This window comes from Blautia sp. 1001283B150304_161114_C9 (assembly GCF_015668165.1).
Classification (GTDB): domain Bacteria; phylum Bacillota; class Clostridia; order Lachnospirales; family Lachnospiraceae; genus Blautia_A; species Blautia_A wexlerae.
In genome coordinates this window covers 60,816-73,260 of sequence record NZ_JADPGO010000011.1, presented here as the reverse complement: position 1 = coordinate 73,260, position 12,445 = coordinate 60,816, and the positions used below count along the sequence as shown (strand labels likewise).

Here is a 12,445-nt window from a genome sequence, read left to right as displayed (position 1 = left end):
AATAAAGGTTATATATCATAAACACTGCGCACTTTCAGTCCATCCGGCTTTCCATCGAGTATCTTCACTCTGTATTCTCCTGCATTCATGTCAAAATAATTATCTTCAAGAATCAGATCATCATTCTCATTCCGGATTTCCACACTCTTTGCATATGCTTCTGCCTTAACAACTATCTCATCTCCGTCTACGCGCACAACCAGTCCGGGATTCAGATAGTGAAAGTATTTCGGATAGGAAAAAATCACAGTTCCCTGAGAAATAATCTGATCATTTTCCCATGCCTCATAACTTACATATTCATTAAAACAGTCAATCTGGGGAAGTTCGACCTTATCCATCCATACAGCAGACAATGCCGGTACTTCCAGCCACTGTTCTTCCTCCCTCAGAATTGTGGCATCTTTCTTTCGCACTGCCCATTTCACCAGAACCCTGTGAGCATCCAGCGTTTCATTGGTCACATTCAGACGGATGGATTTTTCAAATTCAAAATGCTGACGGTTCATATCCGCTTCCACTGTCATCCAGCTCTGTTCTTCACAGGAAAGCATTACAGGCGCAAAGAATCTCTTCGCATAATAATGAAGCGCTTTCCAGCGTCCGTAATAATCAATGGATGACCAGGAAATAACCGGCCAACAGTCATTTAACTGCCAGTAGATTGCACCCATACAACGTCCCCGGTTTCTGCGGTAATGCTCGACTCCATATCGGATTCCATCTGCCTGGAGAAGCTGAGATGCATAAACAAAATCGCTGAAGTTCTCAGGATAACGGTATGCTGCCTGCATGTATTTGGCAATTTTTCCATTTCCTCCGTAATTTCTCTGATGTTTCTCCATCACATAAGAAAATGGATTCAATTCTTTCGGATCATCTGTTACTGTTTCAAGCGTTTTTACAGACGGGAATGACTGAAAACCAAACTCAGATGCATATCTGAAGAAATATTTACGATATTCTGAAAATGGCTTATTGCCATGCCATACTTCCCAATAATGCACATCTCCACGGTTCGGATCATTGGGTTCATCAAAGGAACCGCCTGATGACGGGCTTGCAGGCCAGTAGAAGGTATCCGGGTCGTATTCGCTGAGAACTTCCGGAATAATGCGCTCATACATAAACAGATAATCTCTCATTTCTGTCGGCTTTGTCACCCAGGTGCCCTGCTTTACAAACATTTCCATCTCATTGTTTCCGCACCACAGGGCAAGGGATGCATGATGACGGAGGCGTTTGATATTATCAATAAATTCCTGACGGATATTTGCCTCAAACTCCGGTGTCAATTCATAGACAGAGCATGCAAACATAAAGTCCTGCCATACCATCAGCCCCAGTTCATCACAGAGATCAAAGAACCAGTCCTCAGGATAATAGCCGCCGCCCCAGACACGTACTGTATTAAAGTTCGCTCTCTTGCACTGAAGAAGTAATTCTCTGGTACGTTCTCTGGATGTTCTCTGCAGAAGATTGTCCTCAGGGATATAGTCAGCACCCATGGCAAAGACCTGATAACCGTTTACTTCATGAGCAAAGCTCTCGCCCCACTGGTCTTTCTCTCTATGCATGGTCAGCGCACGGAGACCGATTTTTCTGCACCAGGTGTCTACAATCTTATCTCCGGCTTTCAGGTCTACCTGCACCTGATATAACGGCTGTTCTCCCAGTCCATTTGGCCACCAGAGCTGCGGATTTTCAATCTCCATTTCATCCGGACAGTCATCCCATATGGTTTTTGTTCCATTCGGTGCAGTTACAGTCACCTGATATTCCAGTGCCTGTGCACCTTCATACCCATCTGCTTCGCTCTCTTCCTCATCAACAGTCTCCACATCTACTTCCGGAACCAGCAGGACTTTGCCATCCTTATGTACCTGACGGATATACACGCTGTCCAGTCTGGCAGTTTCAATTCCCAGAAGTGTTACAGGACGGAAGATACCTCCATCCGGCAGACATGCACCCCAGTCCCAGCCGCACATATAGTGAGCTTTGCGCAGATGCATAAAACCCTCAATTGTGTCTTCATTTCCCCTGTTTTTATATTTCTTAAATGCCTCTGCCATGAACTTCAACGGAGAGCGAATGATAACGCGTAAGGTATTTTTGCCGTTTTCAAGCAGCTCTCCTACCGGGAATTCCCAGATTCTGTGCATGTTATCAACTTTTCCAAGACAACATCCATTCAGATAGATGTCCGCAATCGTATCAATCCCGTCAAATCTCAGGATCACTTCCTGACAATCTTTAAACTGCGCTTCTTCATAATTAAATACCGTTCTGTATTCATAATCCTCCTCCATCAGTGCTTTCGCCTGATATTCATTATCCCCAAAGAACGGATCCGGCATCTTTCCGGTCTTAAGAAGTGCCGCATAAATATCCCCCGGAATCTGTGCCGGAATCCAGTCCAGTTGTCTGATATTGCACAACTGCCAGTTTTCATGAAGCTGTAATTTTATCATTTGTCTTATCCCTCTTTGATTATTTTTTACATATGTTTGCATTCAATTATATATATAATATCATACTGCCCTTTTCTAAATCAACTCTGCAAAAGAAATCATTACTGTTCACTCCGTTCACAGTAACCCGTTTACAGTAACAGGAAATCTTTTGCTTGACATTCCCGGAAATTCTATGCACAATAAAGGGAACAGAAACTATGATGTATGGAGTATATAGAAATGAAAGAAAAGTTATATACCATTCCACTTAATGATGCGGTAAATGCCAGTGACGAGTGTCCTTTCTGTTTTATTGAGCGGGAACTGGAGCAGAACTCGCTGGATTTTGTACTGGGTAACAGTTCTTCTTATATGGAAAGTGACATCCGGGATCAGACGGATAAGGCGGGATTTTGCAGGGTACATATGAAGAAAATGTTTGATTATGGGAATACTCTTGGGAATGCATTGATTCTTCAGACTCATTATCATAAACTTCGGGAAGAGATGAGAAAGCAGTTTGATTCTTTTTCACCCGGAAAATCCTCGGTCCTCGCGCGTTTCCGCCGTTCAGATTCCAGCGCAGATAAGAATCCGATTGCTGCATGGACTGCTTTTAAGGATTGCAGCTGTTTTATCTGTCAGAATATTGAGGATACATTTAAACGGTATGTGGAAACTTTTTTCTGGCTGTATCGGCAGGATAATGAATTTAAAAATAAAATTCTGTGCAGTAAAGGCTTCTGTCTGCATCACTTCGGGATTCTGTGCAACGGTGCAGATAAATATCTGAATGATAAAGAAAAGGCTGAGTTTTATCCTGCCATGTTCAGGCTGATGGATGAAAACTTCCAGCGTATGGAAGAAGATCTGGTATGGCTGTCAGATAAGTTTGATTACAGAAATAAGGATGCTGACTGGAAAAACTCCAAAGATGCGCTCCAGCGTGGAATGCAGAAACTTCGCAGCGGATACCCGGCAGATCCGGTGCATAAGGCAAAATAAAAAATTCTCTCTTAACATTTATGAACCAATATACTTCATGATCATTTGTTAAGAGAGAATTTTTTATTACATTACAACTCCATCAATTTCTATATCAGCATCCACATCCTGAGTATAGTCGATATCTTCATATCGGAATCCAAACATATGATAGAAATCTTCCCAGTAACCATCAATATCGCAATATTCCTTTACAGTGTCTGTAGTAACAGCTTTCCAGCATTTTTTTACTTCTTCCTGAATCTCCGGCGTCAGTTCGTAATCATCCATACGAATGAAACCATTCTCATCTGTCTGGAAGCCTGTTGGTGTGTAGAGTTTCTGTGTAAATAGTCTGGCAATCTGCTGAATGCAGTTTTCATGATTTCCGGCTTTCTTCATTACTTTATAGAGGATTGCAAAATACAGCGGCACAACCGGAATTGCTGCACTTGCCTGAGTTACAAGACCTTTATTTACTGATATTACCGCACAGACATCCGGGTGTGCCTGGTTGATCTCAGACATTGTTTTCTGTAAATGCTGTTTGGCAGTTCCGATGGTTCCGTGATAGTAAATTGGATAAGTAAGTTCCGGTCCGATATAGGAATATGCTACGGTTACTGCATTCTCAGTCAGTACATCTGCTGCTTTCAGCGCATCAATCCAGTCTGCCCAGTCTTCGCCGCCCATAACTTTGACTGTGTTTAAAACCTCTTCTTCAGTAGCCGGTTCTACTGTTTTCTCTGTAATCTCATTGTTTCGCAGATCAAGACTCTTTTCTGTGAAAGCCTCACCTGTAGTCTTCAGGCAGGAGGACCAGATTTTTCCTTCAGAATCTGTACGTCTTGGCGCTGCCAGACTGTAAACTACCAGATCCACCTTTCCCAGATCTTTTTTGATCAGCTCAATTGCTTTATCTTTTATTTCTTTTGAAAAAGCATCTCCGTTGACAGTCTTGGCATAGGCACCTTTTTCTGCTGCCAGGCGATGAAATTCCGCAGTGTTGTACCATCCCGGTGTCGCTGTTCTTCTGCCATTTGCCTGACGTTCAAACATAATCCCAAGGGTGTCCGCACCACAGTTTTCCAGTGCGCAGATTCGTGATGCGAGGCCGTAGCCTGTAGAACATCCGATGATCAGTGCTTTTTTTGTTCCGTTTACCATTCCCTGTTTACAGGCGTAATCTGCCTGATTGCGCACACTCTCTGCACATCCCTGCGGATGTGCGGTTGTGCAGATATATTCTCTTACTTTTGGCTCGATGATCATAACTTTTCTCCCTGAATTTATTTCTTTGCCTGATATTTTTTAGTCAAGCGGATAAAATCATCCGCTTCGTTACTTGTTCATAATCGAATAACTGTTCCGCAGTATATACGCTTGAATTGTATGTATTGCAAATATTTTGAATCTCAAAATATTATAACAAAGAAAAAGCAGAACGTAAAGTAAAAATCTCAGATTCATCCCTATGTTCTACTTTTTTTACATTCTGGCTCTGATTTCATCTATAAACTTTGTGAAATATGCTCCGCCAGAACATTACATTTCTTTTTCTCACTATTTCGCAGTAGTACTTCCAAATCCTCCGTTACGGATTTCTGTAGCATCATCATCTACTGTGATTCCATACTCTACAAAGATTCCCTGCATGAATCCTGTATCTGCCGGGATTGTCAGAGTTTTGTTTTCATTGGAATCATTTGTGATCTTTGAGAAAATATGCCCTTCGTTATCTGAATAGAAATAATCACTGTCAATAATACCAACGGTGTTGTTGAGCTGAAGACGGTATTTGAACCCAAGTCCGCTTCTCGGATAACATTTCAGCACCCATTCCGGCTGCATTTCTACCCGGATGCCTGTAGGAATCTTCACTGTCTCACCCGGTTTCAGAGTAAATTCAGCAGGTGCAAAGAAATCATAGCCTGCGCTGCCTGCTGTTGCCCGCTTTGGCAGACGGATGGCTTCGTATACTTTCTCTGCTTCTTCCTGAGACTGTGCAAACGTATCCATCCAGTCTGCTGTAAAGCGTTCTTTACTTACTTTGTGAAATTTTGCGATTCGTTTCATCTGTTTTTCCTCCTGTCTGGTCATGCAAAGCTAACACACCTGCTTCGCAGTACACTCATAGCTGAATATTTGGTTACTGTTCACACACCACTATCCCGCGAGGTGTTTTGGCATGAATATGCCAAAATCCCGAGACATACGAGCCAAAATTCCATTGCCGCAGGCAATCTGGAATGAATTTTGGCTACGTTACTGTAAACGGAGTGAACAGTAACAATATTTGTGATCATCACTGACTGATTCAGTAAAAAAGCAGTTCAGGTACACCTGACGTATACTTGAACTGCCTGTATATTTCTTATTTATGCAATACGACTTTTCCTTCATGAAGAGTTTTGGGAACATCGATCACTCTCTGATTGCTGGAACCTTTCCATTTAAGGGAAAGTTCTTTCTTGTCCACCTCAAATTCACCGTCTACGCAGACATCCAGATAACGCACAATCTCTTCTTTGCAGATCTCCTCCCAGAGGAAACCTGTATAAAGCCAGATTGTTTTACCAGGATATCTCTTTCTGATCTCCTTCACAAAGGCTGTTACCTCAGTGATATTTGCCGGGTGCAGTGGATCTCCACCTGAAAAGGTAATTCCGCTCACATAATCCTTATCCAGTTCCGCAAAAATCTCCTTGCGTTCTGCCTCGCCGAAAGGCAGTCCGCCGTTTGGATCCCAGGTGACAGGATTCTGGCACTCCGGACAGCAGTGATTGCATCCTGCCACCCAGAGCACTACACGAAGTCCGTCGCCATTAAGCATATCGTCCTTGGTAATATTGTGATATCTCATAATTTTTTACGCTTCTTCCGGTACGTCCTTCATGCTGAAGCTGATTCTTCCCATCTTGTCTTTGCCAAGGCAGATAACCTTAACTTTATCACCAAGTGTGAGAACATCCTCAACACGATTGATTCTTTCTTTACAGATCTTGGAAATGTGTACCATTCCCTCTTTACCCGGTGCAAATTCAACGAATGCACCAAACTCTTTGATGCTGACAACTTTACCTGTAAAGATCTGTCCTGCTTCAAAATCAGTTGCAATGATCTTAACCATGTTAGCTGCCTCATCCATGCTCTTCTGATCAACTCCACAGATAGATACCGCACCTTCGTCTGTGATATCGATCTTAACACCTGTACGCTCGATGATCGTATTGATAGTCTTTCCTCTCTGACCTACAACATCACCGATCTTCTGAGGATCGATCTGGATCTGAATGATCTTCGGAGCATATTCGCCTACAGATGTACGTGGAGCTGCAATACATTTCTCCATAACTTCTGTCAGGATATATTCTCTTGCTTCTTTTGTACGTCTGATTGCTTCTTCTACGATCGGTCTTGTCAGTCCATGGATTTTGATATCCATCTGGATTGCTGTGATACCGTCATGAGTTCCGGCTACCTTGAAGTCCATATCTCCGAAGAAGTCTTCAAGTCCCTGGATATCTGTGAGAACAATGTAATCATCATCTGTATCGCCTGTTACCAGACCACAGGAAATACCTGCTACCGGTTTTTTGATCGGTACACCGGCTGCCATCAGAGACATTGTGGATGCACAGATACTTGCCTGAGAAGTAGAACCATTGGATTCAAATGTCTCAGATACAGTACGGATCGCATATGGGAATTCCTCTTCGCTTGGAAGTACAGGAACTAATGCTCTCTCAGCAAGTGCACCATGTCCGATCTCACGACGTCCCGGTCCTCTGGATGGTTTTGTCTCACCTACAGAGTAGGACGGGAAATTGTAGTGATGCATATATCTCTTTGAAGTTTCAAATTCGTCAAGTCCGTCAAGCTTCTGTGCTTCTGCAAGAGGAGCCAGAGTTGTGATGGTACAGATCTGTGTCTGTCCACGTGTGAACATAGCAGAACCATGTACTCTCGGGATAATATCTGTCTCTGCTGCCAGAGGACGGATCTGAGTAATGGCACGACCATCAGGACGTTTGTGGTCTTTTAAGATCATCTTGCGGACAGTCTTCTTCTGGTACTGATATACAGCCTCACCCAGAACTGCAAGCCACTCTTCCTTGTCAGCAAAAGCTTCTTTCAGTTTCTCTGTTACCTGACGGATATTTTCTTCTCTTGTCTGTTTATCGTCAGAGAATACGGCAACTTCCATTTCTGCCGGAGGTACGATTTCTTTGATCGCTGCGAAGAGTTCTTCCGGAACTGCACATGATTCGTAGCTGTGTTTCGGTTTTCCGCATTCTTCTACGATCTTATCGATAAATTTGATGATCTCCTGGTTTACTTCATGAGCTTTATAGATAGCTTCGATCATCTTGTCTTCCGGAACTTCTTTTGCGCCGGCTTCGATCATGATTACTTTCTCTCTTGTGGAAGCTACTGTAAGCTGAAGGTCAGATACATCTTTCTGTGCCATGGTAGGGTTGATGATATATTCACCATTGATCAGACCAACCTGTGTGGTTGCACATGGACCGTCAAAGGGGATATCGGAAATGCAGGTTGCAATAGCAGAACCCAGCATAGCCGGAATCTCCGGATTACATTCCGGATCAACAGACATAACCATGTTTACCAGTGTTACATCATTTCTGTAATCCTTTGGGAACAGAGGACGCATCGGTCTGTCGATCACGCGGGAAGTAAGGATTGCATGCTCGCTTGCTTTTCCCTCTCTCTTGTTAAATCCTCCCGGGATTTTGCCTACTGCATACATTTTCTCTTCATATTCAACACTTAACGGGAAGAAATCGATTCCTTCTCTTGGCTCTTTAGATGCTGTTGCTGTAGATAATACTGTAGTATCACCATAATGCATTAATGCTGCACCGTTTGCCTGTTTTGCAACGCGGTTGATATCTACTGTCAAGGTTCTTCCGGCTAATTCCATGGAATAACTTTTGTACATATGTTCATTCTCCTTTTTTCATATTCTGGTTATTATTTTTTCAAATCTTTCTGTGAATTTTTGCCTTCCCCCAATCAGGACAGATATTCCTGTATCAGACGGCAATTTTCAAATTTACATGGTATTACAATGTCACATTAAAACAGGAGTCCGAAACAACTGAAAAAACTACTTTTTCAGTTATTTTGCAAAATAATCTTTTCAGTAGTCTCGGAAATAACTCCTGCTGCGTTTCATAGTTTCTGAATACGCATTGCATACACATTAAAACAACAATTCCACTTGCATAAAAAGGGAGGCGGATGGAAATCCGCCCCCTTCCGCATACTAAAAGGCTATTATTTTCTTAAGCCTAATTTTTCAATCAGTGCACGGTATCTTTCGATGTCTGTTTTCTTCAGGTAAGCTAACAGTCCACGTCTCTGACCTACCATTTTCAGAAGACCACGTCTGGAGTGATGATCTTTATGGTTGCTCTGTAAATGCTCTGTAAGTTCCTGAATTCTTGCTGTAAGAACTGCTACCTGTACTTCCGGTGATCCTGTATCGCCTTCAGTTCTTGCATATTCTTTCATGATCGCTGCTTTCTTTTCTTTTGAAATCATTGTGATTTCCTCCTGTATTCTATAATTATTATTGATTGACCGCCACACATTAAGAGATGGTCGGAGCATCCGGTCCCTGAACATGGGCTAAATTCACCTTGGTTAGTATAGCACATTGATTCTGGCGTGTAAACCTCTTTTTTACAAAGTTTCAAAATATTCCTGTCCCTTCACAGCATCCCTCTCCAGCTGTGCCTTCAGTGCCTCCAGCGAAGAAAACTTCTGTTCAGGTCTGAGGAATTTTTTGAAATCCACCTTGCAGTATTCCCCATACAGATCTTCATTGCAGTCAAACAGATATGTTTCCACACCAATAAACTTCTCGCCGCCAACAGTAGGCTTATGACCTACATTGGTAATTCCCTGATAACTTCTGTCTCTGAAATGGGATACTGTGATATAAACCCCGTTTGGAGGCATCAGTTTCTCTACCGGAGGGATCAGGTTGGTGGTCGGAAGCAGATATTTATGTCCCATTCCACGTCCATGTTCAACGATTCCTTCTACTGAGAAATCTGTTCCCATAAGGAAACGGAATTTTTCCATATTCCCTCTGTTCAGTTCTTCCCTGACAAAGGTACTACTAATCTTACGGCGTCCGTCCATTTCTTTTGGCAGGACTTCCGTATGAAATCCATATTTCTTTCCGAACTCTTTGAGCATGGCAGGAGTTCCTTTCCGCTCATAGCCAAAACGGAAATCCTCTCCAACTGCCACATAGGAAACCTGCAGATCTCCTATCAGTATTTCTTTTATAAAATTCTCTGCTTTCATGTGCCGTATTTTCTCTGTGAGCGGACATTCCAACAGTATATCCACTCCCATTTCTTCCAATATACGACATCTCTCTTCCTTTGTGAGGATTGTTCTTGAGGCAGTTCCAAGCGCAAGTACAACCGCCTGTGCACCTTCCTGTTTCTGCTCAATAATTTTCTCAACCAGTTTCTGATGTCCGCGGTGTATGCCGTCAAACTTCCCAAGTGTTACCGCACTGTGTGAAATTCTGGGAAAATCATTCTCAATCCTTAAATATTCCATCATGTCTCCTAAAACATTTTTACAGGGAAATACCTGTTTCTTTTCTCGTCCCACTGGTAAACTCCGGCAAAACTGCCTTCACTGCTGCACATACGGATCCATCCGTTTTTCTCCTGTGCATCGACCAGTGCCTGTACAAGAGGATTTCCATTAGCCAGAAGTCTGTCCCCTTCTTTTGTACAGCATACCCTTGGATACTCTGCAAGAATCTCCTCAATACCGAGGATTTTACTCTCTATGGTTCCTTCCTGCACCGCCTCTTCTGTCTGCGCCAGGGTAATGGCATCATCCAGTGTAAATCTGCCCACCTTTGTCCGCAAAAGACTTTCCATGGCAGCTCCACAGCCCAGCTTTTCCCCTATATCATGGCACAGAGTACGGATATAGGTTCCCTTGCTGCAGGTCACACGAAAACGCACCAGCGGAAAACTGATATCCAGAATTTCTATCTCATAAAAATGTACAGGTCTTGATTTACGCTCCACAGTCTTGCCCTCTCTGGCAAGTTCATAGAGTTTCTTTCCATTGACCTTCAGTGCTGAATACATTGGCGGCACCTGCATATAGTCTCCCACAAAAGAACTGACCACTGTGCAAAGCTCTTCTTCTGTAACGGAAAGCTCTGTAGTCTGTGAGAGAACAGTTCCGCTCATATCCTGGGTATCCGTAACAACACCCAGACGCATCACTGCCTCATAAGTTTTCTCTTTATCTGTGATCATATCCACCAGACGGGTTGCTTTTCCCAGAGCCACCGGGAGCACTCCTTCTGCATCCGGATCAAGAGTTCCGGTATGTCCGATTTTCTTCATATGAAGGATTCCCCGAAGCTTTGCCACCACATCATGGGAAGTGAATCCTTTTTCCTTACGGATTACAATTACTCCATCCATCAGACTTCCTGCTCCTGAAACTGTTTGCAGATCTGTTCTGTCACATTGTTGATCACATCATACACAGAACCCTGAAGATCACATCCTGCTGCTCTCATATGACCGCCGCCGCCAAAATATACTGCAATCTTGCTTACATCCACATTTCCGTTGGAACGCAGGGAAACTTTGAAAGACTGAGTTTCCACTTCATAGATAAACATGGCAACTTCCACTCCCGCTGTAAGACGAAGCTGACTGACGATACCGTCCAGATCCTTGCCATCCACACCATAGAACTCCATGTCTCTTTTTTTAAGATATCCGATAATACATTTTCCATCCAGAAGCAGGATACTTTCTGCAAGAACACGCCCCATTACCTGATTCTGCACATAAGTTTTCTGATAGAAAGATTCGTCAATGATCTTACTGAAATTGAATCCTGTCTTCATCAGTTCCCCGGCAATACGCATGGTCTCCGGTGAAGTTGAAGAGTACTGAAATACCCCTGTGTCATGAACCATTCCCGTATAGATCGGCACTGCAATGGTACGGACCACTTTTTCAGGATCAAAAAGCCCATAGAGAACTTCACAGGCAGAGCTTACCTCTCTCCTGATATGATTCACCTGTGCAAATCCGGAGTTACTGATATGATGATCAATACATGCTGTTCTTTTTGCAGTGTCAAAGTATGGACCTGCAATGGCAAGTCTGTCTCTTGCACTTACATCACAGGTAACAAAAAGGTCATACTCTTTGTCACCGTCCAGCTCTGTTTTAATCTCATCCATACAGTCAATATGTCCGAAAACAGGTTTGGGATTATCCAGGTACACATCTGCCTGAATTTCCGGATAATAGGTTTTTACATATAAATATAACGCCATACAGGAACCAACGCAGTCACCATCCGGACGGATATGTCCGCCGATTCCCATTGTTTTCACACCTTCCAGTATTTCCGCAATATTTTCCATGTTCTCATCCTCTTTTAATTCTCATCCTGCTCCTCATCCTGTCTGTGGGAGTTGCTGTCTTTCTTGGTAACATCATCAATAAGCTTTGACATATTTACACCATACTCAATAGATTCGTCCAGGATAAAACGGATCTCCGGTGTATTTCTCAGGTTTAAATTACGCGCCAGCTGGCGTCTGATGTAGCCTTCTGCACTGTTCAGACCTTTGATCGTCGCTTCCTTTGCTTCTTTTTCACCCAGCACACTGATATATGCTCTGCAGGTTTTCAGATCAGGAGCCACTTCTACAGCCATGACAGAAGTCATCGGATGAATACGCGGATCCTTGATCTCGTTGCGGATAATGGTGCTGAGTTCCTTCTGGACTTCCCCATTGATCCGGGTATTCTTAATACTGTTTTTTCTCATTTTAAGTTTTACTCCTATATATCCGGCAATTCTGTCAAATACTGTGAGCAATCCGGATCATCGACTATCCTGATCACATTATTTTCTGAATTACCACAATCAAGTCAAGGTGCGCACCACACTGTACCTGACAC

11 protein-coding genes are annotated in these 12,445 nt (G+C 43.1%); 1 reads left to right on the top strand and 10 read right to left on the bottom strand.

Annotated elements, in window-relative coordinates; genetic code table 11:
* Nucleotides 1-8 precede the first annotated feature (8 nt).
* Nucleotides 9-2,474, bottom strand: a complete 2,466-nt coding sequence (locus tag I4V44_RS07760; RefSeq protein ID WP_196002562.1) for a beta-mannosidase — start codon at nucleotides 2,472-2,474, stop codon at nucleotides 9-11.
* Nucleotides 2,475-2,696: 222 nt separating this feature from the next.
* Here I4V44_RS07760 and I4V44_RS07755 point away from each other — a divergent pair, with 222 nt between their 5' ends.
* Nucleotides 2,697-3,461: a DUF6062 family protein gene (locus I4V44_RS07755; RefSeq protein WP_118575626.1), complete on the top strand. Its 765-nt coding sequence runs from the start codon at nucleotides 2,697-2,699 to the stop codon at nucleotides 3,459-3,461.
* Between the two features lie 66 nt (nucleotides 3,462-3,527).
* Here the strand turns inward: I4V44_RS07755 and fabV are convergent, their stop codons facing one another.
* The 9 genes from fabV to rbfA form a co-directional block, all read right to left on the bottom strand.
* On the bottom strand, nucleotides 3,528-4,712 hold the full coding sequence (gene fabV, locus I4V44_RS07750) for an enoyl-ACP reductase FabV (RefSeq protein ID WP_196002561.1): 1,185 nt from the start codon (nucleotides 4,710-4,712) through the stop codon (nucleotides 3,528-3,530).
* A 291-nt stretch (nucleotides 4,713-5,003) separates the two neighbouring features.
* Nucleotides 5,004-5,516, bottom strand: a complete 513-nt coding sequence (locus I4V44_RS07745; protein WP_118571652.1) for a deoxyuridine 5'-triphosphate nucleotidohydrolase — start codon at nucleotides 5,514-5,516, stop codon at nucleotides 5,004-5,006.
* A 298-nt stretch (nucleotides 5,517-5,814) separates the two neighbouring features.
* Nucleotides 5,815-6,303: an anaerobic ribonucleoside-triphosphate reductase activating protein gene (gene nrdG, locus I4V44_RS07740; protein ID WP_196002560.1), complete on the bottom strand. Its 489-nt coding sequence runs from the start codon at nucleotides 6,301-6,303 to the stop codon at nucleotides 5,815-5,817.
* Nucleotides 6,304-6,309: 6 nt separating this feature from the next.
* The gene (locus tag I4V44_RS07735) at nucleotides 6,310-8,403 is read right to left on the bottom strand and encodes a polyribonucleotide nucleotidyltransferase (protein WP_196002559.1); all 2,094 of its coding nucleotides are present in this window, start codon (nucleotides 8,401-8,403) and stop codon (nucleotides 6,310-6,312) included.
* A gap of 338 nt (nucleotides 8,404-8,741) precedes the next feature.
* A complete protein-coding gene (gene rpsO, locus I4V44_RS07730; RefSeq protein WP_008707580.1) occupies nucleotides 8,742-9,008 on the bottom strand; it encodes a 30S ribosomal protein S15 in 267 nt (88 codons plus the stop codon).
* A gap of 141 nt (nucleotides 9,009-9,149) precedes the next feature.
* On the bottom strand, nucleotides 9,150-10,046 hold the full coding sequence (locus I4V44_RS07725; RefSeq protein ID WP_025577184.1) for a bifunctional riboflavin kinase/FAD synthetase: 897 nt from the start codon (nucleotides 10,044-10,046) through the stop codon (nucleotides 9,150-9,152).
* Between the two features lie 8 nt (nucleotides 10,047-10,054).
* Nucleotides 10,055-10,942, bottom strand: coding sequence for a tRNA pseudouridine(55) synthase TruB (gene truB, locus I4V44_RS07720; protein WP_334297960.1), 888 nt, complete (start codon nucleotides 10,940-10,942; stop codon nucleotides 10,055-10,057).
* Nucleotides 10,939-11,901 carry a DHH family phosphoesterase gene (locus I4V44_RS07715; protein WP_196002557.1) on the bottom strand — a complete coding sequence of 321 codons (963 nt, stop codon included), beginning with the start codon at nucleotides 11,899-11,901 and terminating at the stop codon, nucleotides 10,939-10,941. The genes truB and I4V44_RS07715 overlap by 4 nt, the downstream gene beginning before the upstream one ends.
* A 14-nt stretch (nucleotides 11,902-11,915) precedes the next feature.
* Nucleotides 11,916-12,311 (bottom strand): 30S ribosome-binding factor RbfA, encoded by a 396-nt coding sequence (rbfA, locus tag I4V44_RS07710; protein ID WP_008707585.1) that lies wholly within the window; start codon nucleotides 12,309-12,311, stop codon nucleotides 11,916-11,918.
* Nucleotides 12,312-12,445 lie beyond the last annotated feature (134 nt).